Annotated in this window: 15 protein-coding genes; 8 read left to right on the forward strand and 7 right to left on the reverse strand. The window is 71.9% G+C overall.

Annotated elements, in window-relative coordinates:
* Positions 1-61 precede the first annotated feature (61 nt).
* On the reverse strand, positions 62-1,561 hold the full coding sequence (locus ACFY5B_RS13695) for a PLP-dependent aminotransferase family protein (RefSeq protein ID WP_389968587.1): 1,500 nt from the start codon (positions 1,559-1,561) through the stop codon (positions 62-64).
* A 99-nt stretch (positions 1,562-1,660) separates the two neighbouring features.
* On the opposite strand from ACFY5B_RS13695, the gene ACFY5B_RS13700 reads away from it, so the two are divergent.
* The 4 genes from ACFY5B_RS13700 (at position 1,661) to ACFY5B_RS13715 (ending at position 5,114) form a co-directional block, all read left to right on the forward strand.
* Positions 1,661-2,314, forward strand: a complete 654-nt coding sequence (locus ACFY5B_RS13700; protein ID WP_389968589.1) for a YitT family protein — start codon at positions 1,661-1,663, stop codon at positions 2,312-2,314.
* A complete protein-coding gene (locus ACFY5B_RS13705) occupies positions 2,311-3,078 on the forward strand; it encodes a glycerophosphodiester phosphodiesterase (protein WP_361876180.1) in 768 nt (255 codons plus the stop codon). Before ACFY5B_RS13700 ends, ACFY5B_RS13705 begins: the two co-directional genes overlap by 4 nt.
* A gap of 48 nt (positions 3,079-3,126) precedes the next feature.
* Positions 3,127-4,473 (forward strand): MFS transporter, encoded by a 1,347-nt coding sequence (locus tag ACFY5B_RS13710; protein WP_389968591.1) that lies wholly within the window; start codon positions 3,127-3,129, stop codon positions 4,471-4,473.
* Between the two features lie 266 nt (positions 4,474-4,739).
* Positions 4,740-5,114 (forward strand): RNA polymerase-binding protein RbpA, encoded by a 375-nt coding sequence (locus ACFY5B_RS13715; RefSeq protein ID WP_030247095.1) that lies wholly within the window; start codon positions 4,740-4,742, stop codon positions 5,112-5,114.
* 198 nt (positions 5,115-5,312) lie between these two features.
* Here ACFY5B_RS13715 and fxsA read toward each other — a convergent pair whose 3' ends face one another.
* The 4 genes from fxsA to ACFY5B_RS13735 all read right to left on the reverse strand — a co-directional run bounded on the left by fxsA (position 5,313) and on the right by ACFY5B_RS13735 (position 9,457).
* Positions 5,313-5,888 carry an FxsA family membrane protein gene (gene fxsA / locus ACFY5B_RS13720; protein WP_389968593.1) on the reverse strand — a complete coding sequence of 192 codons (576 nt, stop codon included), beginning with the start codon at positions 5,886-5,888 and terminating at the stop codon, positions 5,313-5,315.
* Between the two features lie 88 nt (positions 5,889-5,976).
* Positions 5,977-6,780, reverse strand: a complete 804-nt coding sequence (locus tag ACFY5B_RS13725; protein WP_389968595.1) for a polyprenol monophosphomannose synthase — start codon at positions 6,778-6,780, stop codon at positions 5,977-5,979.
* A 537-nt stretch (positions 6,781-7,317) separates the two neighbouring features.
* On the reverse strand, positions 7,318-8,919 hold the full coding sequence (locus ACFY5B_RS13730) for an amidohydrolase (protein ID WP_389968597.1): 1,602 nt from the start codon (positions 8,917-8,919) through the stop codon (positions 7,318-7,320).
* A 97-nt stretch (positions 8,920-9,016) separates the two neighbouring features.
* Entirely contained in the window at positions 9,017-9,457 is a 441-nt protein-coding gene (locus tag ACFY5B_RS13735) for an Lrp/AsnC family transcriptional regulator (protein WP_004002750.1), read from the reverse strand.
* A gap of 270 nt (positions 9,458-9,727) precedes the next feature.
* Between ACFY5B_RS13735 and ACFY5B_RS13740 the strand changes: the two genes are divergently transcribed.
* Together ACFY5B_RS13740 and ACFY5B_RS13745 are read left to right on the forward strand one after the other, a co-directional pair.
* Positions 9,728-10,156: a hypothetical protein gene (locus ACFY5B_RS13740; protein ID WP_389968599.1), complete on the forward strand. Its 429-nt coding sequence runs from the start codon at positions 9,728-9,730 to the stop codon at positions 10,154-10,156.
* A gap of 232 nt (positions 10,157-10,388) precedes the next feature.
* Positions 10,389-10,637, forward strand: a complete 249-nt coding sequence (locus ACFY5B_RS13745; protein ID WP_078615159.1) for a hypothetical protein — start codon at positions 10,389-10,391, stop codon at positions 10,635-10,637.
* On the opposite strand, the gene ACFY5B_RS13750 is transcribed toward ACFY5B_RS13745, so the two are convergent.
* The gene (locus ACFY5B_RS13750; RefSeq protein WP_389968601.1) at positions 10,600-11,772 is read right to left on the reverse strand and encodes an acyl-CoA dehydrogenase family protein; all 1,173 of its coding nucleotides are present in this window, start codon (positions 11,770-11,772) and stop codon (positions 10,600-10,602) included. The two genes, ACFY5B_RS13745 and ACFY5B_RS13750, sit on opposite strands and share 38 nt — an antisense overlap.
* A 510-nt stretch (positions 11,773-12,282) precedes the next feature.
* On the opposite strand from ACFY5B_RS13750, the gene ACFY5B_RS13755 reads away from it, so the two are divergent.
* Entirely contained in the window at positions 12,283-13,377 is a 1,095-nt protein-coding gene (locus ACFY5B_RS13755) for a barstar family protein (protein WP_389968603.1), read from the forward strand.
* A gap of 307 nt (positions 13,378-13,684) precedes the next feature.
* Here ACFY5B_RS13755 and ACFY5B_RS13760 read toward each other — a convergent pair whose 3' ends face one another.
* Positions 13,685-14,959, reverse strand: coding sequence for a helix-turn-helix domain-containing protein (locus ACFY5B_RS13760; RefSeq protein ID WP_389968605.1), 1,275 nt, complete (start codon positions 14,957-14,959; stop codon positions 13,685-13,687).
* A gap of 326 nt (positions 14,960-15,285) precedes the next feature.
* On the opposite strand from ACFY5B_RS13760, the gene ACFY5B_RS13765 reads away from it, so the two are divergent.
* Complete coding sequence (locus ACFY5B_RS13765; RefSeq protein WP_389968607.1) at positions 15,286-15,987, forward strand: N-acetylmuramoyl-L-alanine amidase; 702 nt, start codon at positions 15,286-15,288, stop codon at positions 15,985-15,987.
* Positions 15,988-16,015 lie beyond the last annotated feature (28 nt).

The raw sequence follows: 16,015 nt of genomic DNA on the forward strand, positions 1-16,015 counted from the left end.
GTGCGCGGCCCCCAGCAGCCCAGGCCGATCCACCCGATCCACCCGGCCCGCCCGGCCCGTCCTACGCCACGAACGTACGGGGCGGCTCCGCGCTGCCCACCGCACCGCTCTCCACCAGACCCGCCGCCGCGGCCAGCCGCACGGCCGCCTCCTCGGCCACCGCGCCGCCCACGGTGAACGGCAGCCGCACATACCCCTCGAACGCCCCGTCCACCCCGAACCGCGGCCCGGACGGCACCCGCACTCCCACGCGCTCCCCCGCCTCGGCCAGCCGCGACCCGGACAGGCCCCCGGTCCGCACCCAGAGCGTCAGCCCGCCCCGAGGCACTTCGAACTCCCACGCGGGCAGCTCCCGCCGCACCGCTGCCACCAGCTCGTCCCGGTTCGCCCGGGCCTGCTCCCGCCGCACCTCCACGGCCTGCTCCCAGCCCCGGGTCCCGAAGAGCCAGTTCACCGCCAGCTGCTCCAGCACCGGCGTGCCGAGATCGGCGTACGCACGAGCGGCGACCAGACTGCGGATCACGTCCGGGGCCGCCCGAACCCATCCGATCCGCATCCCGGCCCAGAAGGCCTTGCTCGCCGACCCCACCGTGATCACGGTGGAGCCGGCCGGGTCGAACGCGCACACCGGCCGCGGCATCCGCACCTCCGGGTCGAGCCACAGCTCGCTCATCGTCTCGTCGGCGATCAGCACCGTTCCGGCGGACCGCGCCGCGTCCACCAGCCGCCTGCGCTGGTCCTCGTCCGCGAGCGCGCCGGTCGGGTTGTGGAAGTCGGCGACGACGTAGGCGAGGCGCGGGGCGGCGTCCCGCAGGACCTGCCGCCAGCGGTCCATGTCCCACCCGGTGAGGCCCTCGGCCATGGCGACGGGCACGAGCCGTGCCCCGGCCTCCCGCATCAGCTGGAGGATGTTGGCGTACGAGGGCGACTCGACGGCGACGCGCTCGCCCCGCCCGGCGAACAGATGGCAGATGGCGTCGATCGCGCCCATCGCGCCGGTCGTCACCATGATCTGCTCGGGCATGGTCGGGATCCCGCGGGCGGTGTAGCGCTCGGCGATCATCGCCCGCAGCGCGGGCAGTCCGGCGGGGTAGTCGCCGTGCGTGTGCGCGTAGGGCGGCAGTTCCTCCAGGGCGCCCTGAACGGCCCGCGTGAGCCAGGGTTCGGGAGCGGGGAGTGCGGCGCAGCCGAGGTCGATGAGGGAGCCCAGGGCCTCCGGCGGCAGGGGCTCGAGACCGCGCGCGGGCAGCGGGTTCCCGGCCGGGACGGCGGTCCAGCTCCCCGCACCGCGCCGGGACTCCAGGAACCCCTCGCTGCGCAACGCCTCGTACGCGGCGGCGACCGTCGTGCGGCTGACGGACAGGGAGAGGGCGAGTTCGCGTTCGGCGGGCAGCCTGGCCGCCACCGCGACGCGTCCCTCGAGCACCAGCAGGCGGATGCCGTCGGCGAGCGCGCGATAGGCCGGCGGCCGGCGCGTGCCCGGGCCCAACGGGCGGTCCTGCTGGGAGCTGAGGAGCCGGGCGAGCTGTGCCGCACCCACGGCCGAGGTCCATTCCGCCATCGAAATCAGTCCACCTTCCCCGGATTGGCCATGGATGGCCTCTCCATCCAAGCCACATGGTGTCATGCAGCAGTCCACCACCACCACTGGGGGCACATCATGGCCATGCAAGGGCGCCTCGCCCGTCGGCTCGTCCAGCTCTACGCGGGTCTCGCGCTGTACGGCGCGAGTTCGGCGCTGCTCGTCCGCTCGGGGCTCGGGCTGGAGCCGTGGAACGTGCTGCACCAGGGTCTCGCCGAGCGGACCGGTCTGTCGATCGGTGTCGTGCTGACCCTGGTGGGCGCGGCGGTGCTGCTCGCGTGGATCCCGCTGCGGCAGCGGCCTGGCCTGGGCACGGTCTCCAACGTGCTGGTCATCGGCATGGCGATGGACGCGACGCTGGCGCTGGCGCCCGACGCGCACGGGCCGGCGCCCCGAATCGCCCTGATGGTGGTGGGGATCGTCCTGAACGGCGCGGCGACCGGCCTGTACATCGCGGCCCGCTTCGGACCGGGACCGCGCGACGGCCTCATGACCGGACTGCACCAGCTCACGGGCGTCTCGATCCGCCTCGTCCGCACGGGCTTGGAGCTCGCGGTCGTGGCGACCGGCTTCGCCCTGGGCGGCACCGTCGGCGTCGGCACCCTCCTGTACGCCCTGGCGATCGGCCCGCTCGCCCAGATGTTCCTGCGCGTGTTCGCCGTCCCCCCGGCATCCGGCGGCAGCACGGCCGTTGCCACCGGTCAACCCCGGGGAGCGATACTGCGTTCGTGACCCCGCGGATACGCCATCCCTACCTCGACCATCCCGGTCCGATCGCCTTCGCCCACCGGGGCGGGGCCGCGGACGGCCTGGAGAACACCGTGCGGCAGTTCCGGCGCGCCGTCGAGGCGGGTTACCGGTACATCGAGACCGATGTCCACACCACTCTGGACGGCAAGCTCGTCGCCTTCCACGACGCGACGCTGGACCGGGTGACGGACGGCGGGGGCCGGATCGCCGACCTGCCGTGGCACGAGGTACGGCAGGCCCGTGTGGCGGGCGAGGAGCCGCTCCCCCTCTTCGAAGAGCTCCTGGAGACCTTCCCCGACGTGCGCTGGAACGTGGACGTCAAGGCGGAGGGCGCCCTGCTGCCCTTCCTCGACCTGGTCGGGCGGACGAACTCCTGGGACCGGGTGTGTCTCGGCTCCTTCTCCGATGCGCGGGTGGTGCGCGCCCAGCGGCTGGCCGGCCCGCGCCTGGCCACGTCGTACGGCACCCGGGGCGTGCTCAACCTGCGGCTGCGCTCCTGGGGGCTGCCGGCGGCGGTGCGCCGCTCGGCGGTGGCCGCGCAGGTTCCCGAGATCCAGTCCGGCATCCAGGTCGTGGACCGGCGCTTCCTGCACACCGCCCACGCGCGCGGGCTCCAGGTGCACGTGTGGACCGTCAACGACGCCGAGACGATGCACCGGCTCCTCGACCTGGGCGTGGATGGCATCATGACCGATCACATCGACACACTGCGCAAGGTCATGGAGGACCGCGGCGTCTGGGTCTGAGGCCCCGGTCACTCCCTTCCGCGCGTTCACGGGGAAGGGAGGGCACGGGTGAGCGACGACACCGTGCGGACACCACCGGCCGACGGGGCCGCGGAGCTGAGACGCGAACAGCGCGGCTGGTACTTCTACGACTGGGCCTGCTCCGTCTACTCGACGAGCGTGCTCACCGTGTTCCTCGGCCCCTACCTGACCTCGGTCGCCGAGTCGGCGGCCGACGCCGAGGGTTACGTCCACCCCCTGGGCATCCCGGTGCGCGCCGGCTCCTTCTTCGCGTACTCGGTGTCCCTGTCGGTGATCGTGGCCGTCCTGGTGATGCCCCTGGTCGGCGCCGCAGCCGACCGCACCGGCCGCAAGAAACCCCTCCTCGCGGCCGCCGCCTACACCGGCGCCACGGCCACGGCGGCCATGTTCTTCCTGGACGGCGACCGCTATCTGCTGGGCGGTGCCCTGCTGGTCGTCGCCAACGCCGCGCAGTCGGTGGCGATGATGCTCTACAACTCCTATCTGCCGCAGATCGCCCCGCCCGAGCAGCGGGACGCGGTGTCCTCCCGCGGCTGGGCCTTCGGTTACGCGGCGGGCTCACTGGTCCTCGTCGCGAACCTGGTCCTCTACACCGGGCACGAAGGCTTCGGCCTCTCCGAGAGCACGGCGGTCCGCATCTGCCTGGCATCGGCCGGCCTGTGGTGGGGCGCGTTCGCCCTCGTCCCGCTGCGGCGGCTGCGCGATCGCGGGACCGCCGGCCGCGAGGCGGCCCTCCCGGGCTTCCGGCAGCTGGCGGCGACCGTTCGCGACATGCGACGCCATCCGCTGACGCTGGCCTTCCTGCTCGCGTACCTCGTCTACAACGACGGCATCCAGACGGTGATCTCCCAGGCCTCGATCTACGGCTCGAAGGAACTGGGCCTCGGGCAGTCCACGCTCATCGGCGCCGTCCTGCTGGTGCAGGTGCTGGCGGTGGCGGGCGCGCTGGCCATGGGCCGGCTGGCCCGGGTGTACGGGGCCAAGCGCACGATCCTGGGCTCATTGGTCGCCTGGACGGTGACGCTGGGGGCGGGGTACTTCCTGCCGGCCGGGGCGCCGGTGTGGTTCTTCGCCCTGGCCGCCGGGATCGGCCTGGTCCTCGGCGGCAGCCAGGCGCTGTCCAGATCCCTGTTCTCCCATCTGATCCCGCCGGGCAAAGAGGCCGAATACTTCTCGGCGTACGAGATGAGCGACCGCGGCATGAGCTGGCTCGGGCCGCTGCTGTTCGGCCTGACCTACCAGCTGACGGGGAGCTACCGGGACGCGATCATCTCGCTGGTGGCCTTCTTCGTTCTCGGATTCGCCCTGCTCTACCGGGTCCCGGTACGGCGTGCGATCGGCGAAGCGGGGAATCCGGTTCCTGACAGGATTTAGCACTCGGAGCGAAAGGGCTGTAGTGTACGCGTTTGGCCTGCCAGGCGTACCGTTACTGCGCGTCAAAGATGCCGAAACGCTGGGTTATATCTGTTATCAGATGTGACAAACCGGGCGCTGGTGGGTACAACAAGGGCGGCTACGACGGCGACGCATGACCCGGAACGGGACCCGGAACGGGAATCTTTACCGCCGACCGGACGTTGACCGGATGACGACGACAGCGACACCTGTCCTGTGGGCGACAAGCCCGGGAGGCACGATTCATGAGTGAGCGAGCTCTTCGCGGCACGCGCCTCGTGGTGACCAGCTACGAGACGGACCGCGGCATCGACCTGGCCCCGCGCCAGGCCGTGGAGTACGCATGCGAGAAGGGGCACCGGTTCGAGATGCCCTTCTCGGTCGAGGCGGAGATCCCGCCGGAGTGGGAGTGCAAGGTCTGTGGGGCCCAGGCACTCCTCGTGGACGGCGATGTCCCTGAAGAGAAGAAGGGCAAGCCCGCGCGTACGCATTGGGACATGCTGATGGAGCGGCGCACCCGTGAGGAGCTCGAAGAGGTCCTCGAGGAGCGCCTGGCGGTGTTGCGTTCCGGCGCGATGAACATCGCTGTTCATCCCCGTGACAGCCGCAAGTCGGCATAGTCCCCCAGGGCCTGGCCCGAACAACAGCGCATCACAAGACCGCGGGCGCCGTACTTCACGTACGGCGCCCGCGGTCTTGTGCATGTCCGCTGCCCGGGTGCGCGGGCCGCAACGGCTGCACGGGCCCGCACGCCGCGACGGCTGCCCGGGGCGCGGGCCGAGGAGCGGCCGCTCGGCTACGCGTTCCCCCGGGGAGGCTCAGTGCGTCAGCGGCGGGCGCGGCGGCTGCGGGGCGTCGCCCGGCTCGTCCCTGATGACCTCGCCCTGGACCACCTTGTCGTCGGGCCGGTGCATGCGGGCCTGCTGGTAGACACCGCCCAGGCTGCCCGCGCCGGCTTCCCGGAGCTTGCGCTCGAAGGTGCGCTCCGCCGAGCGGCTCACGATCTTCTGGACCGGCGGCAGCAGCAGGAGCAGCCCCACCGCGTCCGACACCAGACCGGGGATCATCAGGAGCAGGCCGCCCAGCATCATCAGGCCGTTGCCTTCGCTGTTGGACCGGCCCGCTTCGGGCATCACACCGCTCTGCTGCTGTTGCAGCGTCTCGGAGAGCTTGCGGAAGGCCCGCCTTCCGGCCCGCTTGATGACGACCGCGCCGAGAATGAGACCCGCCAGCAGAACGAGGAAGACCACCAGCCCACTGGTCGCCCCCGCGACCAGGGTGAGCAGCCAGATCTCCAGCACGAGCCACGCGGCGACGCCCAGCGGCAGGAACGTACGCAGGCGGGAGCGCTTGGGCCGGGCAGGGGACAGCGGGGTCTGAGCGCCAGTCGTCATGCCTCCAGTGTGCCTGGCCCCGGCTCAGCGCGGGATAAGGCCGCCATCAGCTGTACCTGTGAGCGGCCACCCCTGAAGCGGTCTGCCGCTACGGCTTCGAGGGCTTGCCGCCGCGACCCGTGACCTTGCCGACCCGCTCCCCCACGCCCCACGCCGTGACACGCCACAGCGCCTCGACGAGGATGTCGCGGCTCATCTTGGAGTCGCCGAGTTCGCGCTCGACGAACGTGATGGGCACTTCGATCACGTGGTAACCGGCCTTGACCGCGCGGCGGGCGAGGTCGACCTGGAAGCAGTACCCCTGGCTGGCGACCTCGTCGAGGCCGAGGCCCTCCAGGGTCTCGCGGCGGAAGGCGCGGTAGCCGCCGGTGATGTCGCGCAGCGGCAGATCGAGCGCCAGCCGGGAGTAGAGGCTGCCGCCCCGGGAGATCACCTCGCGGGACTTCGGCCAGTTCACCACCCGGCCGCCCGGCACCCAGCGCGAGCCCAGCACCAGGTCGGCGCTCTTGAGGGCGGTGAGCAGACGGGGCAGTTCCTCGGGCTGGTGGGAGCCGTCGGCGTCCATCTCGATCAGCACGCCGTAGCCGCGCTCCAGGCCCCAGCGGAAGCCCGCGAGGTAGGCGGCACCCAGGCCCTCCTTGCCCTTGCGGTGCAGCACGTGGACGTGGTCGTCCTCGACGGTCAGCTCGTCGGCCAGCTTGCCCGTGCCGTCCGGGCTGTTGTCGTCGGCCACGAGTACGTGCGCCTCGGGGACGGCCTCGCGTACCCGGCCGACGATGCTCTTGATGTTCTCCGCCTCGTTGTAGGTCGGGATGATCACCAAGGCCGTGCCGAGCGGGCCGAACTTCCTCACCTGGGCTTCTCCCGCGAGGGTTCCGTCGCCGTCGTTCACTGCTGCCCCTTCATGTTCATACGCAGAGGTCCACCATAGTGGGCCCGGCCTGCGATGACGTGACAGGACGTTCGAATCGTGGTGTCGAATCCGGAAGACGGGGGTAAGAGCGCGTCTCCGGGTGCGCGCGTGCGGCGGATGGGGGCCCGGCGCCCTTCGGGCCGACCTGGGATCCGCTGGCTGCGGATCGACCGAAAGCCGTTGTCTACTGAGCGCGCGGGCCCCACCCGGGTCGCACCTCCCCGACCGGCCGGAACGTTCCCTCGGCGCTGTGTCGGCCTGAGCCTGGCTCCCAGTGACGGTGCCCCGGTGCGGCACACCGTCCCTGACCCGGCGACGCCGCGGCGAGTGCTCGGACGTTCCCCGGTCGGGCGTCCGGTGGTGGTGGACTCGGCCGAACCTACCGGCCTCCTGCGGCCGTATGTCAACAGCCGCTCGACCTGCGCATCTCGCGGCAAAGCCCTGGTCAGCGCCGAGGATACGCAGGTCGTGCGACGGGGGCTCGGCGCACGACTTCGTGCGCGCCACCCCCGTAGATCACTCGCCCGGCCGTACGAAGACCGTGCGTCCGCCCACCACGGTGCGCAGACAGACCGGCAGGTCGTGGCCCGGAGTGAGGTCGGGCAGACCGGGGGTGCCGGAGCGGGGGTCCGTCGACCAGCGGGCGACGCGGTCGTCCGGGGCCTGGACGACGAGTTCGCCGGTGCGCCAGACGGCGTAGTCGGCGGGGGCGCCCGGGACCAGAACGCCCGCGTCGTCCCGTCCCACGGCCCGCCAGCCGCCGCGCGTGTGCGCCGTGAACGCGGCGCGCACGGAGACGCGGTGCTCCGGCGTGCGGTGGAAGGCGGCGGCCCGGACCGTGCCCCACGGGTCGAGCGGGGTCACCGGGCTGTCGGAGCCGAAGGCGAGCGGGACACCGGCGCGCAGCAGGGCCGCGAAGGGGTTCAGGCCGCGGGCCCGCTCTGCGCCCAGCCGCTGCGCGTACATGCCCTCCTCGCCGCCCCACAGGGCGTCGAACGCGGGCTGCACGGATGCCGTGAGGCCGAGTTCGGCGAAGGCGGCGACACTCTCCGGGGTGAGCATCTCGGCGTGCTCGACGCGGTGCCGGGCGGCCCGGACCCGGCCGAGCCCGAGCTTCTCGGCGGCGGCGCGCACCCCTTCCACCACGGCGTCCACGGCCGCGTCGCCGATGGCGTGGAAACCGGCCTGCAGGCCCGCCTCGGTGCAGGCCACGACGTGCGCCGCGACCGCGTCGGCGTCCAGGTAGGCGATGCCGGTGTGAGCGGCGTCGGCGTACGGCTGGTGCAGACAGGCCGTGTGCGAGCCCAGGGCGCCGTCGACGAAGAGGTCCCCCGCGGCGCCGGCCGCACCCAGCTCCCGCGCCTTGGCGACGTCCTGCTCGGCCCAGTAGCCGACGACCCGCGGCCCTGGCTCCTCGCCCGCGAGGCGCAGCAGGCCGGTGAAGTCGTCCTCGGAGGAGATCTCCGGTCCGGCGCACTCGTGGAGCGTGCCGATCCCGAGCGAGACGGCGTGCGCGAGCGCGGCGCGCTGGGCGTCGGCGCGCTGCTGCGGCGTGACGGCGGCGAACGCGGCGGCGCGTACGGCGTGATGGGCGTCGGCGGTGAGCGGTCCGTCCACCCGGGTGGCATCGGGGACCAGGTCGAGCAGGGCCGTGGTGACGACGGCCGAGTGGACGTCGATCCGGCTGAGGTAGAGGGGCCGGTGCCCGGTGGCCTCGTCGAGTTCGGCGCGCGTCGGGGGCCGGCCTCCGGGCCAGCGGGCGGCGTCCCACCCGTGCCCGAGCAGCACCCGGTCGTCCGGGCGGGCGGCGGCGAAGTCCCGTACGAGGGCCAGGGCGGCTTCGAGGGAGGGGGCGCCGGACAGGTCGAGCCCGGTGAGGGCGAGCCCCGTGGCGGTGGTGTGCACATGCGCGTCCGTGAACGCCGGAGTGACCAGCGCCCCATCGAGATCGACGACCTCGTCGGCCCCGTCCGCGAAGGCGTCGGCGGCTCCTTCGGACCCCACCCAGGCGATCTGTCCCCGCTCCACGACCATCGCGGTGGCGAAGGGGTCGGCGGGGCTGTGGACCTCTCCACGGCGGAGAAGAACGGTCTTGGGCGGGGCGGTGGACTCACTCATGGAGCACAGTCTCACAGGGGTGGGGGTGACGCCTGAATCAGGGGCGCGGGGAACTGCGCGATCAGCCCGGCACGACCCGCAGCCGCCGAACCACCGTTCAGATCCGCGGCGGTCGCGCCTCGTACGGCGTGGACAGCACCACCGTCGTCCGCGTCGACACCCCGGCCAAGGACCGCAACCGGGCCAGCAGCTCCTCCAGCTCGTGCGGTGTCGCCACCCGCACCTTCAGGATGTAGTTCTCGTCGCCCGCGACGCTGTGGCAGGCCTCGATCTCGGGCACGCCGGCCAGCCGGTCCGCGATGTCGTCCGGCGCACTGGGGTCGAACGGTTTCACCGAGATGAACGCCGTCATCGGCAGCCCGACGGCCTCCGGGTCGACGACCGCGGCATAGCCCCGGATGACGCCCCGCTGCTCCAGCCGCCGCACCCGCTGATGCACGGCCGACGTGGACAGTCCCGTGGCCTTGCCCAGGTCGGTGTAGCTCATCCGCCCGTCCTTGACGAGCAGCTGCACGATCTGTCGGTCCAGCTCCTCCATGACGCAAGAACCTACAGGGCGGTTGATCTCCTCCGATACCTGAGCGCCCCAGGTCATGCCCGGTTCGTGATGTGGCCGGAAAGCCGACGGTCAGCCGTCCGGGGGACAAACGCACCGCAGTGGACACCCGCGCGGAGTATGTGACGAACGCCACAGGGCTCGAACAGCCTCCGTGATGTTCTCGTGATTACCGCCCAGGGGGGACGGGAAGTGCTTGCTGTGGTCGAGGCCGCAGTGCCTGATACGGCCCAGCCCGAGGGGGAGAACCCAATGCAGAGTCTTAAGCGCCCTGGTCGCACCGCACCCAAGCGGCAGCTCGTCGTCGAGCCCGAGCCGGAGGGCGTCGAACGCGACGCCTACGACGACGAACTCGACGACTACGACACATTCGAGATGTTCCGGGTCGTCTGCCCGGACTGCGCGCAGCCCATCGCCCTGCTGGCGGACGAGGAGGTTCTGCCGGAGCACGCGCTGTGCGCCTCGCCGTGGAACCCCTTCGGGCTGACGGTCTGCGCCGGAACCGGCCGCAGCGCCACGGACGCCCGTCCCGCGGACGAGTCCGTGGAACCCCAGGAGCAGGACACCGCCCTGCTGTTGACGCTCCCTCAGGGCCTCGACTGGCGGACCCAGCCCTTCTCGCACGTCGGCGGCCCGGGCTCGCGCCCGATCAGGGTCCCGGTCATGCGTCGCGCGGCCTGAGCGCGGGCCGTTCCTCCCGCCGCTTCCGTTTCGCCACCGCCCCGCACCATGGCTCCGGCAGACCGCCGTGGTGTGGGTCCGGTGCGTCCCGGCACGCGACGCGCGGCGACCGAGGAGGGCGCCGCGCGGCCGGCACGAGGTGACCGGTGCGCACGGGGATCCGGACGCCTCTGAACGCACGCCCGATTCCACACACCGGTGACCTGTCCGGGCTTTGCCGCGTTGCCCTGGTATGACCCCCATCTCCTCAGCGACCGGGCGTCAGCGCCTCCTGTACGTCCCGCCGCCCGCAGAATCGGTTCGGCCGGCTCCGCCCCGCTATCAGGACCCGCCGATCTACCGCGACTTGATGCGGACCTGGGCGGAGGGCGGCCGCACCCTGCCGGGTCGGCACGACCCGGAGTGGATGCGGCTCGCGGCCCCGTGGCGGGGCCTCGACCAGTTCAGCGTCCCTCTGGACCCACGAGATGGCGGGCGATGACCATCCGCTGGATCTGGTTGGTGCCCTCCACGATCTGCAGCACCTTGGCCTCGCGCATGTAGCGCTCGGCCGGGAAGTCGGCGGTGTAGCCGTAGCCGCCGAGGATCTGCACGGCGTCGGTGGTGACGCGCATCGCCGTGTCGGTGCAGTGCAGCTTGGCCATGGCGGCCTGCTTGGCGAAGGGCCGGCCGGCGTCCTTCAGCCGAGCCGCCGCGAGGTAGAGCGCACGGCCCGCCTCGATCTGCGTCGCCATGTCGGCGAGCATGAACCGCAGCCCCTGGAAGTCGGCGATCGGCTTGCCGAACTGGCGCCTCTCGGCCGCGTAGGCCACCGCCTCGTCGAGCGCCGCCTGGGCCACGCCGATCGCGCACGCCGAGATGCCGAGCCGCCCCGAGTCGAGCGACGACAGGGCGATCGCGAAGCCCTGCCCCTCCTCGCCGATGCGCCGGTCGTCGGACACCCGGACGCCGTCGAAGTGAACCTGCGCGGTGGGCGAGCCCTTCATGCCCATCTTCTTCTCGGGCGGGGCGGCGCTCAGGCCCTTCGCGTCGCCCTGCACCAGGAAGGCCGTGATCCCGCGCGGGCCCTCCTCGCCGGTGCGGGCCATGACCGTGTAGAAGTCGGCGATCCCGCCGTGGGTGATCCAGGCCTTGGTGCCGGTGATCACCCAGTCGTCACCGTCCCGCACGGCCTTGGTGCGCAGGGCGGCCGCGTCCGATCCGGAGTGCGGCTCGGAGAGGCAGTAGGCACCCAGCAGGCCGCCGCCGAGCATCGCCGGCAGGTGCTCGACCTGCTGCTCCTTGGTGCCGTACGCGGCGAGCGCGTACGAGGCCAGGGAGTGCACGCTGACGCCGAGACCGACGGTGAGGCGGGCGGCGGCCAGCTCCTCCAGGACCTGGAGGTACACCTCGTAGGGCTGATCGCCACCGCCGTACTCGGAGTCGTACGGCAGGCCGAGCAGTCCGGAGCGGGAGAGCAGGGTGAACAGCTCACGCGGGAAGCGGCCGGCGTCCTCCTCCTCGGCCGCCTTCGGGGTGATCTCCTGCTGCGCGATGTCGCGCACGAGCGAGATCAGGTCCCGGGCCTCCTCCGTGGGCAGTTGTCGGTCCACCGGCTGCGGGGCGCGGTCGGGCATGGCGACGCTCTCCTCCCTGTCGGGCACTGGCGGACGGGCCCATGGGTGGGGGCGGCGCCGCCGGGTCGATCTGGTGCCTTGCCGATGCTTGCAGTCCCGGGTCTCGGAAGCTGCTGACCAGCGGCTGTGCGCTGTGAGTATGCCCGATCGGAGGCATCCCGTCACCAGTTAACGACCGCTTACTTCAAGAAATGGCCGAGCATGTCCCGAGCGGCGAAACCGGTCCGAACCATTGACCCAACTGGTCTAGTCCTCCTACTGTTTCGCTCCACCGATTCACCGCGTTCATGCCAATCGGGGCGCGTTCCCTGGCCGGCGCGGGCACCTCCGCCTCCGCGGCGACCTCGGCTCAGGAGGCCGCCCCGTTCGAAGGCCGCTCCCGGGGATGTGCCGGTGGGCAGGCCGAGGGTGGCGACGGCCGGGGTGGAGTGGTGCGATTCCTTCACGCCCTGCGACAGATCCTCGCCGACTACGCGGGAAAAGCCTTCGCCGTGGAAACCTGGTCCCGGCATGATTCCCAGCGTGCATGAAGACGAGGGCTGTCGCGGGCGCGCGCGGTACACGCTGACTGAGGAGGAGCACGGGCGTGCCTGGGGCGTCTGCGCCGAGGTGGAAGGGCTGTTCGGGGAGCCCCAGCGGGGGACCTACGAGCTGTTCGGCTGGGTTGCACAGGCAGAAGTGCGCGGTTGGGCCGGCGACCGAGTGTGGCTGGTGCCGGACGATGAAACGCTCGATGCCTGGCTGCTGGAAGACGCGGAGAGCATAGGCCAGCCCCTGGGGACGGACAGTCTCGTACTCACCGGCCTGGACGACTACGAGGGCCCACCCGAGGGACACAGGGGTCGAGTTCGCGTGCACGACGGGCACCGCTGGCTGGGCTCCTGCCGAGAATTCGCCCGCGTCCTGCCGCCCGAACAGTCGGCGCCCCCGCTCGTCCTGCGGGGGCTCGCGCAGGGTGATCAGCTGCGGGCGGCACTGATGAAGGGCACCAGGCGGGCGCTGGACCTGGAGCGGGCCGCCCTGGAGATACAGGACGACCAGGGCGAGCCGCTCACCGAACGCCTGCTCTGGGCCAGAGTCAGCGCCTGGCGCCCATCCTCCTACGGGACGGATCGGATCGACCTGGAGCTCGACGGAGAGCTCTTCACGCCCGTTCCCGAATACGCCCGGGCCATCTGGGAGCGGTGGTTCGCCGGGCCGCCGGACACCCAGGGTGCCTGGGCCTGCCTCGACACCCGGCGCCGCGGAGCCTGGCTCGACCTCGTCCGAGAGCGGGCCTGCCGGCGCACCCACCGTGACCGGCCGGCCGGTCACGCCTACGCACTCGACGGCCGACACGTCACCGACGAACCGGGCCTCTACCTGGCGCTCGGCGAGGCGGTGAACGGTCCGGGCGGCTACTTCGGCGGCTGTCTGGCCGCCCTCGACGACTGCCTGCGCGGCACCTTCGGCTACACCGCCCCCGCAACCCTGCTCTGGCGCGAGGCCGCGACAGCACGCGAGCACCTGTCCCAGGCCCTGACACCGGACGGCCGGCCCTACGACCTGTTCGGCGTGGTCCTCGACGTCCTGGCCCAGGGCGGCATGCGCGTCACCCTGGCGTGAGCCGACCCGGCAAAGCTTGCCGCCTCCCGCTCACAAGTGAGGTCGTCCTCCCCACCACGGCGGATGGGTCAGTCGAAGATACGAAGGTCGATGTCAGCCTGGCAGTGGGGGCATGCGGGAGTCCGGAGGCCAGGAGGCGGCGGGCTTCGTCGCGGTCGATGGCGCGGCGGGGGTTGCCCGCGGCGTAGCGGTCGCCGGCGTGGACCCGGGGGGGCGGGCACGTCCGGTGCCGATGCCGAGCTGGACAATCCGCTCCGGTCTGGCCGGCCGGATGCGCTCGCGTTCGGCTTCGCGCCGCTTGGCGGGCTCATCGAGTGCCGGTGCAGGGCGGTTGGTAGGGGTGCATCGGGTACAGGGCGGTTTCCTGGGAGGTCATGGGGGTGCCCGCGAGGTGGCAGATCTGATCTGCGAAGCCGGTTACGTCGGTCTGCCAGGGCTGTACCCGGCGGCCGGCGGTGGTGATGAGGACGGTCGTCCCGTCGTGGGCGAAGGCGCCGAGACCCTCGTCTTCCGTGCGTTGCCCGTAGACCCTCTCGGCCGTGGCGGCCACAGCGCCACGGATGCCGCCGGTGCGCCCGTAGCCGGCCACGGTGAGCACACCATCGCTGCGCTGCTGCCAGGTCGCGCGCAGGGCATGGGCGAGCAGCGGCAATGCGCCCACGCCGCAGCCGGGGTCATCACCGGCCGTGTCGGTACCGGTGCCGAGGTCGCGCAGCAGGATCTCGGCGAGGCCGGGCTCCAGAGTCAGTCCCGCCGCTGCGGCGGGTTCGGTGATCGCCGAACGCAGCTCGTCGGCCGTCATCGGGCCCAGCGGCATGGACCTGGCCCGAAGGGCGGTGAGCAGGCGAGCGTGAACCAAGGCGTGCCCGTAGAAGTCGGCCCGCATACCGATGGCCACCGGCAGACCCCGGCCCGCCAGGTGGCACACCTGGTCGATGAACGCGCTGCGTTCGGTTGCGTCGGCGCAGAGCGTGAACACCTCCTCGAACTGGTCGACGATGACCAGGGCGTAGCTGTCCAGCGGCCGTGCGGCGTCGTGGCGGCGCAGCTCGGCCACAGGGTGAGAGGTGGGCGTGAGGTAAAGCACCGCCGGAGTGCCGGGACGACGGGCAGGCAGGACACCACGGGGCACGGCGGGTGCCAGGCCGGCCCGCAACAGCGAGGACTTCCCCGCCCCCGACGCGCCGACCACCATCAGCGGGTGGCCCGCGGTCGCGGAGTCCCCCAGTAGGTTCAGCAGTTCGGACAGGGGCCGGTCACGGCCGAAAAACCACCGCGCGTCCTCCGCGCGGAAGGACATCAGCCCCGGATACGGGCACTCCCCGGGCCCGGGCCCCGCTGCCAGTGCCAGCAGCTCGCCCTCGGCGCGCAGCGCCTGATCGCACACGCGGGCGAACTCTTCGCTGGGGCGCTTCTCCCCGTTCTCCACTCGGCTGATGTGGCCCCGGCTGTAGTGGATCAACGCCGCGAGTCGAGTGAGCGACAGTCCCGCCAGGCCCCGGCGCCGGCGCAGTTCGGTGCCGAAGGTCTTTTCACTGGGCTCCCCCGCACCGGCTGCCCCCTCGCTGTGCTTGATCCCCACCGCCGCCCTCGTCCGCTCGCGCGCTACGGAGCCGTAGCCGCGCTCCGAATGAACAGCTCCAGAACCTAGCGCGCCCCATTGTGACGATCCAAATGCACTCAGTGATAACGCCAGGTCGGCGGGTGTTGTCCGGCTCAGCCGGATGGGGCAACGGACAACCGGTTCCGCAGCCGGTCCCGGCTGCCGAAGCATCAGGGCACCGGCCGACCGCGCCGACCCGTCCGGCCCGGCGACGACGACAGGTCGGCCGCGTAGCGGGTCTGCCCCGGACACCTGGTGCCCGGACACCGCCGCGCTACGGGACCAGAACAGGAAGAGAGAACCCCATGTCCAGAACCACTCCCATGAACGCCGACCAGATGTTGGCGGCGTTGCGCGCCGAAGGGCTTCGCATCACCGAGCACCCCGGCTGGCGCAGTCACCACCGCCCCGGCCGTCCCTGGGGGCCCATGAACGGGGTCCTGATCCACCAAACAGGAGGCAACCCGCCCTCCGACCTCAACGTCGTCTGGGCCGGACGCGCCGGGCTCCCGGGCCCACTCTGCCACTCGTACCTCGCGAAGAACGGCATCGTCACCATGATCGGTAACGGCCGCGCCAACCACGCCGGCGCCGGAGACGCCGAGGTCTACCGCCAGGTCGTCCGCGAGAACTACGGTGCCCGGCCCTCCCGCCCGGTGAAGGACACCGTCGACGGCAACACCCACTTCTACGGCCTGGAGATCTCCAACCCGGGCAAGGGGCAGGCATTCCCGCCCGCCCAGTACCAGGCCGCGGTGCGGTGGGCAGCCGCGATCTGCCGCCACTACGGGTGGACCGCGAAGAGTGTCATCGGCCACAGCGAATGGACGAAGCGCAAGGGCGACCCGAACTTCTCCATGGTGCAGTTCCGCAAGGACGTGCAGGCACGGCTCCAGCACCGGGGAGTCGCCACCTCGGCGGCGGAGCCGGAGGACGCCTGCGCGCCCGTGCCTGAGGCCGAATCCGCGACGGCTCTCATCGGGGACGCGATGACCGATCTCCCGTAGCTTCGGCGAACATCCACTGGGAGCTGCT

The sequence above is a fragment of the Streptomyces sp. NPDC013187 genome (genome assembly GCF_042899705.1).
In the GTDB taxonomy this organism is placed as follows: domain Bacteria; phylum Actinomycetota; class Actinomycetes; order Streptomycetales; family Streptomycetaceae; genus Streptomyces; species Streptomyces hawaiiensis_A.

Excerpts from the sequence above, each read along its gene's own strand:
- ACFY5B_RS13700 (WP_389968589.1), top strand. The coding sequence starts at position 1,661 with ATGGCCATGCAAGGGCGCCTCGCCCGTCGGCTCGTCCAGCTCTACGCG.
- ACFY5B_RS13740 (WP_389968599.1), top strand. The coding sequence starts at position 9,728 with ATGCAGAGTCTTAAGCGCCCTGGTCGCACCGCACCCAAGCGGCAGCTC.
- ACFY5B_RS13750 (WP_389968601.1), bottom strand. The coding sequence starts at position 11,772 with ATGCCCGACCGCGCCCCGCAGCCGGTGGACCGACAACTGCCCACGGAG.
- fxsA (WP_389968593.1), bottom strand. The coding sequence starts at position 5,888 with ATGACGACTGGCGCTCAGACCCCGCTGTCCCCTGCCCGGCCCAAGCGC.
- ACFY5B_RS13715 (WP_030247095.1), top strand. The coding sequence starts at position 4,740 with ATGAGTGAGCGAGCTCTTCGCGGCACGCGCCTCGTGGTGACCAGCTAC.
- ACFY5B_RS13755 (WP_389968603.1), top strand. The coding sequence starts at position 12,283 with ATGATTCCCAGCGTGCATGAAGACGAGGGCTGTCGCGGGCGCGCGCGG.
- ACFY5B_RS13695 (WP_389968587.1), bottom strand. The coding sequence starts at position 1,561 with ATGGCGGAATGGACCTCGGCCGTGGGTGCGGCACAGCTCGCCCGGCTC.
- ACFY5B_RS13745 (WP_078615159.1), top strand. The coding sequence starts at position 10,389 with ATGACCCCCATCTCCTCAGCGACCGGGCGTCAGCGCCTCCTGTACGTC.
- ACFY5B_RS13765 (WP_389968607.1), top strand. The coding sequence starts at position 15,286 with ATGTCCAGAACCACTCCCATGAACGCCGACCAGATGTTGGCGGCGTTG.
- ACFY5B_RS13735 (WP_004002750.1), bottom strand. The coding sequence starts at position 9,457 with ATGGAGGAGCTGGACCGACAGATCGTGCAGCTGCTCGTCAAGGACGGG.
- ACFY5B_RS13730 (WP_389968597.1), bottom strand. The coding sequence starts at position 8,919 with ATGAGTGAGTCCACCGCCCCGCCCAAGACCGTTCTTCTCCGCCGTGGA.